Annotated in this window: 10 protein-coding genes; all 10 read left to right on the forward strand. The window is 33.9% G+C overall.

The annotated features are described in order from the left end of the window. Positions 1-273: hypothetical protein (locus HAW63_04045; protein ID MBE8163138.1), on the forward strand; the 273-nt coding region annotated here is incomplete at its 5' end. 305 nt (positions 274-578) lie between these two features. Continuing rightward, positions 579-3437 (forward strand): hypothetical protein, encoded by a 2859-nt coding sequence (locus tag HAW63_04050; protein MBE8163139.1) that lies wholly within the window; start codon positions 579-581, stop codon positions 3435-3437. Between the two features lie 15 nt (positions 3438-3452). After that, positions 3453-7082, forward strand: a complete 3630-nt coding sequence (locus HAW63_04055; protein ID MBE8163140.1) for a hypothetical protein — start codon at positions 3453-3455, stop codon at positions 7080-7082. 145 nt (positions 7083-7227) lie between these two features. Further along, positions 7228-8265, forward strand: coding sequence for a hypothetical protein (locus tag HAW63_04060; GenBank protein MBE8163141.1), 1038 nt, complete (start codon positions 7228-7230; stop codon positions 8263-8265). A 57-nt stretch (positions 8266-8322) separates the two neighbouring features. Beyond that, the gene (locus HAW63_04065) at positions 8323-9396 is read left to right on the forward strand and encodes a phospho-N-acetylmuramoyl-pentapeptide-transferase (GenBank protein ID MBE8163142.1); all 1074 of its coding nucleotides are present in this window, start codon (positions 8323-8325) and stop codon (positions 9394-9396) included. Positions 9397-9465: 69 nt separating this feature from the next. Next, a complete protein-coding gene (gene murD / locus HAW63_04070) occupies positions 9466-10848 on the forward strand; it encodes a UDP-N-acetylmuramoyl-L-alanine--D-glutamate ligase (protein ID MBE8163143.1) in 1383 nt (460 codons plus the stop codon). A 14-nt stretch (positions 10849-10862) separates the two neighbouring features. Continuing rightward, on the forward strand, positions 10863-11984 hold the full coding sequence (ftsW, locus tag HAW63_04075) for a putative lipid II flippase FtsW (GenBank protein MBE8163144.1): 1122 nt from the start codon (positions 10863-10865) through the stop codon (positions 11982-11984). 3 nt (positions 11985-11987) lie between these two features. Then, on the forward strand, positions 11988-13109 hold the full coding sequence (locus HAW63_04080) for a UDP-N-acetylglucosamine--N-acetylmuramyl-(pentapeptide) pyrophosphoryl-undecaprenol N-acetylglucosamine transferase (GenBank protein ID MBE8163145.1): 1122 nt from the start codon (positions 11988-11990) through the stop codon (positions 13107-13109). A 174-nt stretch (positions 13110-13283) separates the two neighbouring features. Further along, positions 13284-14744, forward strand: a complete 1461-nt coding sequence (locus HAW63_04085; protein ID MBE8163146.1) for a UDP-N-acetylmuramate--L-alanine ligase — start codon at positions 13284-13286, stop codon at positions 14742-14744. Continuing rightward, complete coding sequence (gene murB / locus HAW63_04090) at positions 14705-15682, forward strand: UDP-N-acetylmuramate dehydrogenase (GenBank protein ID MBE8163147.1); 978 nt, start codon at positions 14705-14707, stop codon at positions 15680-15682. The genes HAW63_04085 and murB overlap by 40 nt, the downstream gene beginning before the upstream one ends. The last annotated feature ends 19 nt before the right edge of the window (positions 15683-15701 follow it).

A 15701-nucleotide genomic window follows, 5' to 3' on the forward strand; every position in this document is an offset into this window, starting at 1 on the left:
CGAGAACTAAACTTACTGCGCTACAAAGAAGAGGCTTTAAAACAGGTGGGTGTTATTAAAAAGGTTTTGCCTTTGCACAAAGGGGAGCGGTTTATTGCCACCGACTATTGGCACATTCAATTAGAAAACACCAACACCACAGGTTTGCAGCAGCAGCAACAAAAGCAAAAGCAGCAGCAGCAGCAGCGAAAGCCCTTAGAGTTAATAGAAGTTACAGGCGTAAATACAGGCGATAATTTTTTTTCGACCCCCTTGTTAGGCCGTCTCGTATAAAGGGGTAAAAACCGCTTTAAAAAGCGAAAAACCCTTAGTTTAAAAAGTGCAAAACAGCACAAATTTTTTTACATCATTAAAAAAAGTTATTGTTAACAGCTTGTGTTTCGAAATGAAACAGTATTGTTTTATAAAAAACAAAATTTGTTAAGGCTGTATAAAATATAGTGCTTTTACTAACTAGATTTAAGTAGAGAGCAATAAATACCACTTATATATTAAGCCTATAAGCTAAAAATGGCCCAGCATTTGCATTAAAAAAACAATATAAGAATTAAGTAATTAACTTAAAAAAGGAAGACCTTATGAAGTTTTTGTTATTAAATGTGTTTTTTATTTTTAGTGTTATTTTTTCAAGCACTTCTTATGCGGGTTTTGAAACAGGAATATCTGTTTTTAAAAATATTCCTCTTAAAGAAAAATTGCTAAATATTTATACAGCAGTACAGAAAAAAACAGCAGAAGTAGAAAAAACAATGATACCAAAAACAGGGGATAATTATAAAAATATTGAACAGGCCGAACAGGCCGAATTCAACGAATTAAAAATAAAAAGGATTAAAGAGGCCTGTAAGTTAATAGGCGTTCCTTTCGATGTTTTTTTAGCAGCCGAAATGTTGCTTGCCCAAGGGGATAAAATTTTTATTTCTGATCAATTTCAAAAAAACAAAACATTTAGTAATTTTTTATTAAAGAGCCAAAAAAGCACAGCAGAAGAATTATCAAAAGCAATATCAACTTTGCCAGCTAAGTACATTGTGTTAAAAGGCGAAAACTTAGAAAGTAAGTTGTACTCTTTATTAGCAGCCAGTGCGTATTTAGAAAAAAACAGTGCACAAAGATACCATGTTGTAAGTCTTCCTTCTTCGTTAATAACTAACGGTATGGATATTGCTAAAATAGAGGCCGTGATTTTTTCTTTAGAAAGTTATTTAAAAGAAAAAATGGTAGTGCATCTTGATACCTTAGGGGGCATTGAAGCAGGAAAGCCACTTCCTCCATCGTTATTATTTTTAGATGCTCTTGAAAAAACACAAAAAGATTTTAGAGTTCCTTTTGTTTTAAATTTTACACAAAACGAAGTAAATGTTTTTTCACAGACAACATTATATAAAGTTGCAAAAGACAAGATAAAAGAAATAGAGACAAAATCACTAAGTGTCGAACAATTAAATGATTTAGCTAAGGTGCTTTTGCCAGAAATACAAAAAAAATACTCGACTGTAATTAGCGAAAGAGTTATTACCAGCTTATTAAAAGTTGCGCCAATACTGTTTCCTGGCGAAAATATAGTATCGTCGCTTAACCAATTGGTAAAAGAAGTGGTAGAGTCGTTTACCTCTAACAAAGAAATAGAATTAGAGCAGGTAAAAGAACTTGTAGAAAAAAAATATGGTAAAACCAATTTATTTAAAACGGGTTTAGCAGGAGTAGATTTATCTAACAAACAAGAAGTGCTAAAAGTGGTTTTGCAAGTGCAAGATAAAGTTACCAAAGAGTTAATTGGTCAAAACGATGCGGTTACTAAAGTGTCGCAAGCCATAGAAGCGCATTATATGAAAAAAGAAAGAAAAACCCCTTTATCTATTTTTGCAGTGGGTTTAACAGGGGTTGGTAAAACCGAATTGGGAAATTTAATTTCTAAACACTTATATGGTTCAAATAGCCTTGCTAACTTTTCTTTAGGTAACTTTTCTCATGTGGGAGATTTAAATAACTTATTTGGTTCGGCTAAAGGTTATATTGGTTCTGATGAGATTAGTGAGTTTGAAAAGTTTTTATCAAAAAATCCATCTGGAGGAGTAATTATTTTTGACGAAGCCTCTAACATGGGTGGAGACAAGCAAGAATCCAAAAACGCTATGTTTAAACGGTTTTATGAGCTTTTAGAAGAAGGTAAGTGGACAGCCTCAAAAAGTGGAGTCACCTACAACCTAGGTAATTATGTTTTTCTATTTACAGGAAATGATGGCGAAAAAATATTTAAAGGGGTTAATAACGAATCTTACAAAGAACTGCTATGGAAGGAAAACAACTCTAGAGAGAAAATTTTTAAAATGTTAACCGAAGTAGGTGTTCCAGAAGCTTTTTTAGGTCGATTAAATGAAGTATTTTTATTTAAGCCAGTAACTAAAGAAACCGCTATTCAAATTGCTAAAAAATTTATTAAAGATTTTGAAAAAAACTACGAAATTTCTATTAAGTACATTGATAAGGAAAAGTTTTTTAATAATTTAGTACAAGCTACCTTTTTTGCTTCAGAGGGGGCAAGAAGTGTAAGAAACTTTATCGAAAACCGATTGGGTTCGTACATTGTACGCGCATCAGAAGAGGCTTTAAGAAGCGGCGAAGCCTTAAAAAGCATAAAGTTAGCTTGGCAAGATAATTTAAACGCTAGAGTTTACGCGGCAAGATCTTTTAAAAGACAATCGTTTTTAAAGATAAGTATTAGTACAGACAAACACCCTAAATATAGTGCTTTTAAGTCTATAGATGTATCTTCCGATATCATACAAGTAGACTTACCAACACGGGCACAGGTTAAAGAAACCGCTTATCACGAAGCGGGGCATGGCTTTTTGTCTTTTGCTAAGCAAACGGGTCAAAAGTTACAATTTATTTCTGTAATTCCAGGAAGAACATCTGCGGGAATAAATTATTTAGGTGTTGCAGCTTATGATAAAGATATTTTTACAAGTCTTACTTATAAAAACTTAATTAAAAGAGTGGCTGGATTATTAGCAGGAGGAATGGCTGAAAAAATGGCAGGTTACAATTTATCTTCTGGTTGGAGTAATGACCTTTTACAGGTTAGAACTATAATTCAACATGCTTTTTTAAAGGGGACAGTTCTTGAAGGAAAAGGTTTTGAATTTATTAGAATTCAAGGAAAAGAAAATAATGTTAAACTAAGCAAAGAGCAAGAGAAGCGTTTTCAAGAAGAAGTAGAAAAAGTGATTATTTTAGCTAAAAAAGAAGTGGTTAAAACTTTAACCAAAAAATGGAGCAATGTAGAAAAAGTAGTAGACCTTTTAATGAAAAAAGGAACTATTAACGCTAAAGAGTTTAGCACTATTGAAAATGATAAAAGCATTAGAGAGGCTTGGGAAGTAGACAGCAATTTAAAAGTTTATCAAGCAGCTAGTTGTAAAAGCTTATTTTAGGCGGAGAGCATTTTAATGAAGCATTTGTTAAAACAAAGTACTTATTTTATTTTAATTGTACAGCTACTACTTTCACCAGTAGTAGCTGTAGCAGAATCTGACAGTGTTAGTCGCTTTTATGATAGCAAAACAGACAGCCACCTGCAAAATCAAGACGCTGTTAATAAGTCAAAACCCCTAACAGAAACAGGAGACTTATTTTTACCAGAATTAAAAGAAACCGACATACGCTTGTTAACCACTTTAGCTTCGGGAGATTTTTTAGGTTTAAAAAATCAAACTTTTAAAACTACAGAAGAAAGTTTTTTTAGATCCGACCCCGAATTTGGAAAAAACTTACTGGTAATGCCTCCCTCCCAAGAACAATTTTTAAAAAACACAAAAATTTACATTCAAGATGGTGTTGTTCATATTAAAGAGCAATTAGACAGTAAAAAACAAGCTTTTGGAAGAGAGCATTCTTTTTTTGGGTGGCACTTTAAAGGCGTTCATGTAGCAGGAGATTATTTATTTTTAGAAGTAGACAAAACACAGTCTAAAAACTTACCAGGAGAATTATTTAATAATTTTGAATTAAATAAAAACAGCAACAATAGTGTTTTTTTAATTAGGTTAACCGACTTACTAGAACATATGGGTACAAAACGAATTATTATGTCGGTAATGCCTTTGCCCATGCCTTTGCAAAAAATTACAAATGTAAAGTATCAGGCTTACGACCCTGTGTCTGATAAAAATGCTCCCTATCAAGACAAAGCTTTAACGGGCTTGTTATCTAGAGATTTTAAAACTTCGGGTTATAAATTTACCGATGCCACAGGAGGGTCGGTAGTAGTGCCAAGCCATGTTCCCGACATTTACAGTGATATGTCGCGGTTATTTGTAAAGGCTTTATCTGCAAGTATTGCCCCTTTGCAGCCGTTAAACTCGGAAGGCTTAACTCCTGTTCAAAAAAATTACCTTAAAGCTTTAACTAGCTTTGCAAAAAAGCAAAACACTAAACACAATCAAGTTTTTGACACTATCCTTACAGGAATATTAAAAAAACTAAACCCTTCGCATTTAACAGAGGTTCCCTTTTCTAGTGTTCTTGATTTTGTTCGAGCCAGTTATGCAGACACTATAACCACTCCTAAAAAGGGGTCTTGGGTGGGGCAAGCGTATTCGCAATTAAAAATTAATCCAAAAGATTTAACTCAAGCCCAAGTTGATTTTGAACAACAGGCTAAAGAGCAAGTAAAAGATTACTTACAAGCACAAAAAAACACGGGCGGCAAAGAGTTAAAACAAGCAGGGCGAATGATGCGAACATTAAAAAACCCTCACCCCAACAGTCGTGATATTACATTGGCTTTACAGGCAAAAGAGCAAATAAAAAAAGCCAGATACTTTTCTAAAGAAAAATTAACACAATTTATGAAGGGCCCTTTGGGAAATGTTGTAGGGGTTATGGGCATAACGGCTTTAACTTTGTCATTATACCATTACACAGGTTTTGGAGGTTGGGCCGACGGTGTAGGAGAAGGTTTTAAGGCACAGTTTAGCTCTGGTACCGAGGCAATAAAAGCTTTAAAAGTTAATGCAGTGGTGGTGATTGGTTACTTGGGTGGCTTAGGAGCTTTGTTATATTTAGGAACAAAATTAAAAAACAAATTACACAAAACTAAGCAGTCTTTAGTAGTTAGTTTGGCAAATATTGCTAAATATAAATCGTTATTTTTTAGGCATTTGTTTTCGGTTAGAGGAATGGTAAATGCTATTTTTCCTAATTACTCGCAAAGTGTTTACCGCTATGTAGTCCCTCAAAAAAAATTAGGGGCTTATGATGTGCGGTTTTCTAAATCTTTAAAGCAAGTGGGAAAGTTTTTAAATTTTAAAAGCTTTTTTGTTAAATTATTAAGGTTTAATAATGTAAAGGATAGCGGCGAGTCGGTTGTTTTTAAAACGCTTTCTAAGCAAGATAAAGATAGTAGCAAAAAAATAGCTCTTAACAAAGAGGCCTTGGTTAACAAACGCTCCGAGGAGTTAATTTTATTTGAAATGCTACCTCACTTAGCCAAAACATTAAAAGTTAGCGAATTAGATTTATTAAGTGCCATGGCCCTTAAAAATGTATCTTTGGGTTCTTCCGAATTTTTAGATTGGGATTTTAAAACCTTATCTAATTGGGCTAAAAATAGTGAAGATCAAAAAATTAAAAAGGCGTTAATTCAATTTAAAAGTAAAAAGCACAAAATAGAAACTCAGTACAGTGGTTTACTTTCTAAATATTTTTTATATAAAAATGAAAAGCGAATAATGAAAAAAATTAAAAAGACAAAAGATTTTCAAGGCCAAAGGGCTTTTTTAAAATCTTTATACTACTTGTCTCTTAAAGACTTAAGGCTTCAGGGGTTTGAAGACCCAAAACGCTTAACTATAGAGCAGGCAAAAAGTATTTTTTCTGATAATTTAGAAAAGCTAAAAGCCTTTGTAAGCCAAGAAAGCAATTTTGATAAAGTGGCTATGGAGCAAAACATTATAAAAGCCACGCGCAGCTTTCAATCGGTTTACCAATTGTTGCATAAAGAAAAAACCAGTGGATTAAAGCAAAGGCAGTTTGTTGCAATGGCTAAAATAAACACCGATCATGTTACCCATACATTAAGGGCTACTTCTTTAGATTATGGTATGGAAAGGGTTCAATCTTATGCAGAATTTTTTAAAACTTTACAAGCTAGGGGCATTAGTTTTTATGACCCCACTAGCTGGTTTACCGAAAACCACACCATGGGGCTTTATAATCAAGATGCTCGTCATGCTTTGTGGAACCCTGTTGCTCATATTATTTCAGGGCCTTTAGGTACGGCAAATATTATTAGTCGATCGGGCCCCGATGCAGTGGATTATGGTGTAGAAAACACCTCTTTTTTTTACCGAAATATAAGACAGTTTGTAAACCCGCAAAGGTACAGACAAATGGGGATTTTTAATAAATCGATGTGGTACGAGTATAAAAGAAATTTTTTAAGAGGACTAATCCCTGCATTTAGTTTTTCTGTGGTTTTACAAATGACTTTTTACCACGAATTTCGCCCCGATATTTTTGTGGGCTATATGTTTTTGTATGGACCCATTGGTTTTGTTTGGCATTATATTCAAAGTAAGTTGTTAATGACTACGCAAGCCATTAAGTACGAAAGCATAAAGCCAAAATTATTAAAAAATTTAGAACAAGAACAAAAAATGGCAAATACCGTTACAAAAAAGTGGGCTTTGGCCATGAAAAAGTATGCCATAAAAGTAAACCCACAATGGTTTTATATTGTGCCTGATTTAATTTTATTTAATGCCTTAACTTTTTTTATGGAGCGATGGAGTTACGATAAAGGGCCTGTGCAAATGTTAAGTTCGTGGTTGGGAAAAACATTTAATCAGCCCAATTGGGAATTTAGCTTGTACGAATTACAATCTAAGTTTGTTACCCCTTACTTACCTAAGTGGGCAATGGGTATTGCAGCTAGTTACTTAGCTTACCAGCTATATATAAAGTTAAGAGATAAAAAAGCAGGAAAAAACTTAGTAAATAAGATAGTAAAAACCAGCAAAAAAAGCATAAAAGTAAACTCCGTTTTTGCAGGTAGTTGTAAATCGTTATTTCGTTAATCAAGCCTTGTGGATAATAAAACTTTTCGGCTATAAAACTTTGCAAGCAATCAAGCCTTGCAGGATAATAAAACCTGCAAGCAATCAAGCCTTGCGGATAATAAAACCTCTAGACTTAGCTATAATATACTAATACTCTTAACCTATGAGTAACTTTATTAAAAGTATTTCTGAAGATGTGGTTTTTTTTTCTTACAGAGATTTAAAGCTGTTGCCTTCGGCAAAGTCACTTTATGTTTGGGATTTAGATAAAACTTACCTAGACACTCGTTTTGAAAACATAAGGTCATTACTAAAAACGGCTTTCGAAAACTCGAAAGATAAGGCCAATGTTCCGGGAACAAAAACCTTACTACAATCTTTAGATACAAAAGATGACGATAGTACTGCGATTTTTTTTATTACTGCATCTCCTCCACAAATGGAAGAAAAAATTTTTAGAAAGTTGCGCTTAGATGGTATTCGCCCTTGGGGAATATTTTTTAAAAACAATTTAAAAAATATTTTTCCACCTAGCCGATGGCGGCGATTAACCCAGCATGTGGGGTATAAATTACAGGCTTTATTGCATTTGCATTTATTAGGCGATTCGAAAATATTATCCCAATTTTTATGGGGCGATGATAGCGAAATGGATGCGGTAATTTACAGTTTGTATTCAGACATTTGCTCGCACCGGTTAAAGGGCGAAATGTTAGAAGCCGTGTTAAAGCACTTTCATATTTCGGCGCAATGTAAAGCTATTATGGATTTGCAAGAAAAAATTATTGCCGCCGATCCAGTTAAGCGCATTTACATTAATTTAGAAGAAGGCACAGATGTAGAATATTATCAAAAATTTGGCTCGCGGGTTTTACCCACTTACACCAGCTTTCAAAGTGCCATTGATTGTTTTAAAAAAGACAAAATTACTTTGCGCGACTTAGTTAAAGTGGGCCAAGACCTTCGCGACAATTATTTATTTTCTAAAGAGGCTGCCGAAAAAAGCCTTTTAGATTTAGCCACCAGACAAGTGCTAGACCAAAACACTTACAAAGCCGTAGTGCCTAGTTTTAAAAAAGCAGAGCTTATTAGCGAATTGTTTGAAATAGAATATTCTGCAGACCCTGTATTTGTAGAAGAAAACCAAAGGGAAGAAGATAAAGAGGTTTTTGAAATTGATTATTTTAATGACTATCGTTAAGTAAGCATAGTCAAAAAACTTCTCTTAAGTTATAATTTTTAAAAAGGATGTAAAAATATGTTTAAGTTTTTGTCTGCATTTGTACCGGATTGGCCTTTTTTAAATGTTTTTCACTATATTACGGTGCGCAGTTTTTTATCGTTTTTTACTACTTTTTTTATAGTGCTTTATTTGGGGCCGGTGGTTATTAAACTTTTAAGACAATTTAAAATGAAGCAAAGTATCCGAACCGACGGGCCCGAAACGCATTTAAAAAAAGAGGGCACTCCCACTATGGGAGGGTGGATAATTATATTAGGAACAGCCATTTCGTCTTTTTTTTGGTTAGATTTTTCTAACCCCTTGGTGCAATTTTTATTATTTATTTTAGCCAGCTTTGCCTGCGTGGGAGGGGCCGATGATTACTTAAAGGTTCGCTCTAGTAGTGCTAAAGGTTTATCTGGTAAATTGCGATTATGCTTAGAGTTTTTACTATCTGCGGGCTTTTTGCTGTATTTAATTACACAGGGTTATGTAAGCACAGAAGTGTATTTTCCGTTTTTTAAAAATGCCGTAGTCGACCTATCTTGGTTTTATGCTTTGTTTGGTGGCTTGGTTATTGTGTCTTCTGCCAATGCGGTAAATTTAACCGACGGTTTAGATGGGTTGGCCATTGTGCCTTTAATTATTGCCATTAGCACTTTAATGATTTTTAGTTATGTGGCAGGGCATAGTGTTATAGCCGAATATTTAAATATTCCCTTTATTGCTAAATCCAGCGAATTAAGTGTTTTAGGTTCTAGCGTGATTGCCGCCAGTTTGGGTTTTTTATGGTTTAATGCTTATCCGGCTCAAGTATTTATGGGAGATGTAGGTAGTTTAAGCTTAGGTGGCTTTTTAGGAGCCTTAGCCGTAGTTACCAAAAATGAGTTAATTTTAATTGTGATTGCAGGAGTTTTTGTAGTCGAAGCCTTGTCGGTAATGATACAGGTGTTTTTTTATAAATTAAAAGGCAAGCGAGTCTTTAAAATGGCCCCCTTACATCATCACTTTGAGCTAAGCGGTATTGCAGAAAATAAAGTCATTATTCGCTTTTGGATTGTTTCTATTTTATTAGCGGTATTAAGTTTACTGAGTTTAAAGTTGCGTTAATACTATTGTTTGTTTATAACTTTTTAATGAAGCTGTGAATTGTTTTGAGAGGTTTTAAGGAGTAGCACTATGAATGATGTAAAGGGTAAAAATGTAATGATTGTGGGCTTGGGCAAAGTGGGCGTGTCTTTGTCTAGATTTTTATTATCTTTAGGAGCTAATGTTACCATTAGTGATCATAAATCTCCTCCAGAATTAGCCTACTATTTAGAACAAATTGACGACTTAGACATTAATTATGACTTAGGAGAACACTCTTTAAAGCTATTTTTAAAGCAAGATTTATTAATATTAAGCCCAGGGGTTTCGCCCGATTTAAAAGTTATTCAATACGCAAAAAATAATGAAGTACCTATTATTGGCGAAATGGAGTTTGTTTCGGCTTTTATTCAAGAACCTATTATTGCAGTAACAGGAACTAATGGAAAAACCACAACGGTAAAATTAATTCGTGATTTTTTACATGAATCTAATGTTAAAGTGTGGGCGGGTGGTAATTACGGCGAACCAGCATCGGCGTATTTATTAAGTGGAAAAAAAGCCGATGTAGTTATTTTAGAAGTTTCTAGTTTTCAATTAGACATGTGTAAAACCTTTGCTCCTAAAACAATTGTTTTTACTAATTTATCAGAAAATCACTTAGACCGACATAAAAGTTTTGAAGCTTATGTTCAAGCCAAAAAACAAATTTTTGTAAATAATAATGTTAACACCACTTGTATTTTAAACGCCGATGACGCCAATATTGTAGCCTTAGCGCGAGACCCAATTGTTTATCAAAAAAGTATTATTTTTTATTTTTCTACTAACCCTTATTTTAAACAACAAATTATGACTATTGGTGGAGTAGTTAAAGTGGGCAACGAGTTACAAATTAAAGCCACTCCTCAATTAGATTTTTTATCTTTAGAAGATATAAAGTTAAAGGGATTGCATTCAGTCGAAAATATTATGGCAGCCTTACTGGCAGCGATGGAGCATGGAGCAACTATGCAGGCTATTAAAAAGGTAGTTTCTAGTTTTAAAGGATTGCCTCACCGTTTAGAATATGTTCGTCGAGTGGGAGGGGTTTTATTTTACAACGACTCTAAAGCCACTAATGTGCAAGCCGTAAAAAAAGCTTTAAATTCTTTTGATGAAAATGTTATTTTAGTTATGGGAGGAAAAGACACAGGGTTAAGTTACGAATCTTTAGCCGACGATATTAAAGCGAAAGTAAAAACTTTAATTTTAGTAGGCGAAGCTAAAGAAAAAATTAATCGCGATTTGGGTGGAATTTCAGAAACTTTAATTATTGGTACTTTCGACGAAGCGGTATATACGGCTTATCAAAAAAGCAGAGTGGGCGACACGGTTTTATTATCACCAGGTTGCGCTAGCTTTGATGTGTTTAATAGCTATGCCGAACGAGGTAACCACTTTAAACGCATGGTAAATGAGTTTAATGCTTAAAAAAAAGGCTTTGCGTGCGTAAGTCGAAATCTTTTTCTTTAGACAAAGGTTTGTTTTTGTCTTTTATTTTTTTTATATTTTTCGGCTTAGTACATATTTATTCTTCAAGTTATATTTTTGCATTAGAAAAATATGGAAATCCATTATATTTTTTTAATAAACAAGTAGTATTTACGCTGGTTTCTTTAGTGGTATTTTACATTACCATTAAATTGCCATGGCAGGTTGTTGTGCGTTTTTCTTCTTTGGCATTTTTTATCATTTTGTTTTTATTGGCTTTAACTTTAGTTCCATCAATAGGTGTAAAGGTGGGTGGGGCTAGGCGCTGGCTAAGTTTACCTTTATTTAATATTGAGCCAGTGGAGTTTTTTAAAATCATTATGGTGTTTTACTTTGCCAGGTTATTAAGTTTTAAAGATTGGATGGAAAATAAAAAAACTATTGCAATACAGGTGGGTTTATTTTTTACTCCACTAATTATTTTATTGCTGCAGCCCGATTTTGGTAGTGTGGTTATTTATTTAGTGGTTTTTTTTGCACTATTATTTGTATCGCCCATTAAACTTAGATGGATTTTACTAAGCGTAGTTACGGCCTTGGTGAGTTTATTTACTTTAATTATAATAGAACCCTATCGATTAAAACGCTTGCAAGCCGTGTTAGACCCATGGTCTGACCCCTACGGAAAAGGCTTTCAGTTAATTCAAAGTTTATTGGCTTTTTACTCGGGTTCTTGGTTGGGAAAGGGTTTGGGCGAGGGGCAAAGCAAACTCTTTTTTTTACCAGAAGCCCATACCGATTTTACTTTAGCGGTTTTAGGTGAAGAAATTGGCTTTGTTGGAGTTAGTTTTTTTATTAGTTTATATACCTATATAATTTATAAAGGCTTTGTAATTGCTTATCAAAGCAAAGACATTTATCAGTCTTATGTGGCCACAGGTTTAACCGTGGTATTTGGGCTAGGGGTGTATTTAAATATTGCCATCGAATTAGGCCTGTTGCCTCCCAAAGGTTTATCTTTAGCTTTTTTAAGTTATGGAGGTAGTCATCTGTTAGCCAATAGTATTATTATTGCTATATTATTAAATATTGATAAAGCCACAAAAAAAGCCAGATACAAAAAAGCTTGGGGTTAAGACATGAATAATAACACAAAAAACAAAGTAATATTTGCAGGTGGAGGAACAGGGGGGCATATTTACCCTGGCTTAGCCTTGGCACAATATTTAGAAGGCACACAAGCTAATCAAGAAAGTATTTTTATTGGAGGCAATCAGGGGCTAGAAAAATCTATTTTATCTACTACAAAATATTTATTAAAAACCACCTTGGTAAAACCCTTTAACCAAGCAGGAGCATTAAAAAAAATACTATCCTTGTTTTGGTTTTTACCCATAGCCACTATACAAGCTATAATTTTATTAATAAAAATAAAACCAAAGTGGGTGCTAAGTTTAGGCAGTTATGCGGCTGTTCCCGTAGGTATTGCTGCTTTTTTATTAAGAATACCTTTATTTACTTGGGAGCCCAATGCTAAAGCGGGTTTAGCCAATCGTTTGTTGTCGTATTTTTCTCGCATTAATTTTATTATTTTTAAAGAAGTAAAAAACCAATTAAAAGGGCAATGTTTAATTTCGGGCCTTCCTTTGCGAAAAGAACTAATTAAAAAAATACCTTTGTCTGGCCCAGTGCCCTTTACAAACACCACTGCGTTTTCTTCTAAACAGCCCTTTAAAATTTTAATTGTAGGAGGCAGTTTAGGTTCTAATTTTTTAAACACTAATTTTTGTAAACTGTGGCCTTATTTAAAGCAACATCCTATTTCGATTATTCATCAAACAGGAAAAAAGCATTTTGAAACCACTAAGCAAGCTTACAAAATTTATAACCAAAATGCGCTAAAGTATAAAGTAGTAAAATATTTACCCAACATTTACGAAGAATACGGGTGGGCCAATTTAGTAATTTCTCGAGCAGGAATAAATACTTTATTCGAGCTAGCCGCTTGTGCAAAGGCTAGTGTGTTAATCCCTTACAGTTTGTCGGCAGATAACCATCAATACAAAAATGCAAAAGTCTTAGAAAAAAACAAACAAGCTATTTTGGTAGAAGAAAAAGCCTTTTCTACAATAAAGTTAAAAAGCATAATCGAAAACTTTATTCAATACCCCGAAACGCTAGCCCATTTAGAAAAAAACATAACTAGCTTTTACAGTAAAAATGCAGAAGGCTTTATCATAGACAAAATAACTAAAACTTAGTCAGTATTCTCGCAAAGGCGTTTTAAGAGATTATTTTATTTAAACCCTTTTGCTCTGGCATCCCTTCGGGCTGAGTCGCCAAAGGGCTTAAATAAAATAATCTCTTAAAACCCATTTACTCGCCTCTTAAAACTCAACCATTGTGAGCCAGTTTTTTTTATGCTATTTATAAGCATGGCCAAAAACCCAAAAAATTCGCATTTAAAATTAGCTAACAAAGACCACTTATTAAAGTTGCCTCAATTATCTCATTTACATATTCATTTTATTGGAGTGGGTGGAATTGGTGTTAGCGGGTTAGCAGAAATTTTTTTTAACATGGGGGCTACGATTTCGGGTAGTGATTTAAAAGAAAATCAGCAAACTTTATGGTTAAAAGATTTAGGAATTTCGGTTTCCATTGGTCACAAGGCAGAAAATGTTTGCCAAGCCAATGTGGTTATTTATTCTAGTGCTATTGCTAAAAACAATGTGGAATTTTTAGAGGCAAAAAAATTAGGACTAAGTGTAATTTCTCGTGGAGAAGCTTTGGCCGAACTTATGTTTTTAAAAAGAGGTGTAGCTGTGGCAGGGGCTCATGGCAAAACCACAACCACAGCTATGTTAACTTCTGTATTTATGCCCTTTTCTCCTACCACAGTGGTTGGGGGTAGAGTTAACTCCATTGGCTCTAACAGTTGTTTGGGTGCGGGGGAGTGGTGCTTGGTAGAGTCTGACGAAAGTGATGGTAGTTTTATTAAATTACGACCCGAAATTGCTATTATTACTAATTTAGACAAAGAACATTTAGATTATTATAAAAGTTTTTCTAATTTAAAAAAATATTTTTTAGAGTTTGGGTCTAACATTCCCTTTTATGGAGCTTTAATTGTTTGCGGCGACGACCCTGAGCTTTCCGAAATGTTTAAAGATTTTTATAAAAATATTATTTATTATGGCTGGAATAAAAGTAATGATTTTTATTTACAAAAAGTCCATCTTAAAAAGGTAGAAATTGTAGAGAAAAAAACAGGCACAGTGGTGGGGTCGTTTGCTCCTCCCCTTCCAGGTAGACATAATGCTTTAAATGCTTTGGCAGCAGTGATTGCAGGTTATCAATCGGGCTTGTCGTGGCAACAGTCTTGTGAAAATTTATCACTGTTTACGGGTTTATCTAGACGCTTTGAGCTAAAAAACGAAACCAATGCGGTATTATTTTATGATGATTATGCTCATCACCCCACAGAAATTACAGCCGTTATCGAAGCCTTTAAAGAAACTTATCCTAATAAAAAATTAAAAATTTTATTTCAACCCCATCGTTATAGCAGAACGCAACATTTGTGGGTGGATTTTTTAACCTGTTTTAAAGGCGCCGATCAAGTATTTTTAATGGATGTTTACGAGGCTGGCGAAGCTCCAGTAAAGGGAGTAAATGCTTTTGAGTTAGCAAAACAAATTAAGCAAGTAAAGGCTGAGTACTTAAAAGAATCGGATATTTTAAATTATTTTTCTAAAAATTTGTTACCAGAAGATATTTTTTTAACTCTAGGTGCTGGTGATATTTCTTTATGGAATGAAAAAGTTTATACCGCTTTAAAAGGAAACAGTAGTGTATGCAGCAACCAAAAAACCTTAAAGAAAACTACAGTTTAAAACGATTAAACTCTTGGAGAGTGGGCGGCGAGGCTAGGTACTTTGCCACGCCTAGTTCTGTGGACGAGCTAAAGGCCCTTTTGCTGTGGGCCTCTTTTTATAAAATTGTGGTATTTATATTAGCCGACGGAACTAATTTATTAATTAGTGATAAGCCTTTGGAAGGTTTAGTAATTGGTTTAAAAAAATTACGAACTAGCACCGAAGAAATAAAAGAAATAGAAAACAAAAAAGACATATCTAGCTTATCTTTTTCTTTGTTATCGGGCACTCCAAAAAATGATTTATTTAGTATTTGTTTAAAACAACATTTGTCGGCAAGTATTTTTTTAGCAGGCCTTCCCGGAAGTGTTGGAGGAGGGGTAGTTATGAATGCAGGGGTGGGTTTTGATGTTTGCCCTAAAGAGTTTAAAGATATTGTAGATTGGGTAGAGGTTTTATCTTTTAACCCCGAAGATAAAAGTTTTAAAAAAACTCAATATAAAAAATCCGAGCTACTATGGGGATACAGGTCTTGTAAAAATTGGCAATCTAATAAAAATAACGCCAACAAAGATATCATTACTAAAGTGGGCTTTTGTTTTTCGTCAAAAGAATTTGATAAACCTTTAAAGCAAAAACAAGTTATTGAAAACAAGGTGCAAGAGGCACAGGTTTTTAGAAAAACCAAACAACCCGTTAATACTTTTAATTGCGGGTCGGTGTTTAAAAACCCCAAAGGATATTCGGCAGGAGCATTAATTGACGAGTGTGGGTTAAAATTAGCTTCTGTGGGAGGGGCGTCGGTTTCGCAGTTACATGCCAATTTTATTGTTGCAGAAAAGGGAACTAAATCGACAGATATTTTTTTGTTGATTAAAAAAATACAAAATACAGTTTTAGAAAAAAAAAATATTGCTTTAAATTTAGAAGTAAAATTAATGGGAAGCTTTAATTAGGTTTCTTAAAAAAAAGGAT

The sequence above is a fragment of the Pseudobdellovibrionaceae bacterium genome, from assembly GCA_015163855.1.
Taxonomy (GTDB): Bacteria; Bdellovibrionota; Bdellovibrionia; order Bdellovibrionales; family UBA1609; genus JAAOIH01.

Excerpts from the sequence above, each read along its gene's own strand:
- HAW63_04080 (MBE8163145.1), top strand. The coding sequence starts at position 11,988 with ATGAATAATAACACAAAAAACAAAGTAATATTTGCAGGTGGAGGAACA.
- HAW63_04055 (MBE8163140.1), top strand. The coding sequence starts at position 3,453 with ATGAAGCATTTGTTAAAACAAAGTACTTATTTTATTTTAATTGTACAG.
- HAW63_04085 (MBE8163146.1), top strand. The coding sequence starts at position 13,284 with ATGGCCAAAAACCCAAAAAATTCGCATTTAAAATTAGCTAACAAAGAC.
- HAW63_04050 (MBE8163139.1), top strand. The coding sequence starts at position 579 with ATGAAGTTTTTGTTATTAAATGTGTTTTTTATTTTTAGTGTTATTTTT.
- murB (MBE8163147.1), top strand. The coding sequence starts at position 14,705 with ATGCAGCAACCAAAAAACCTTAAAGAAAACTACAGTTTAAAACGATTA.
- HAW63_04060 (MBE8163141.1), top strand. The coding sequence starts at position 7,228 with ATGAGTAACTTTATTAAAAGTATTTCTGAAGATGTGGTTTTTTTTTCT.
- murD (MBE8163143.1), top strand. The coding sequence starts at position 9,466 with ATGAATGATGTAAAGGGTAAAAATGTAATGATTGTGGGCTTGGGCAAA.
- HAW63_04065 (MBE8163142.1), top strand. The coding sequence starts at position 8,323 with ATGTTTAAGTTTTTGTCTGCATTTGTACCGGATTGGCCTTTTTTAAAT.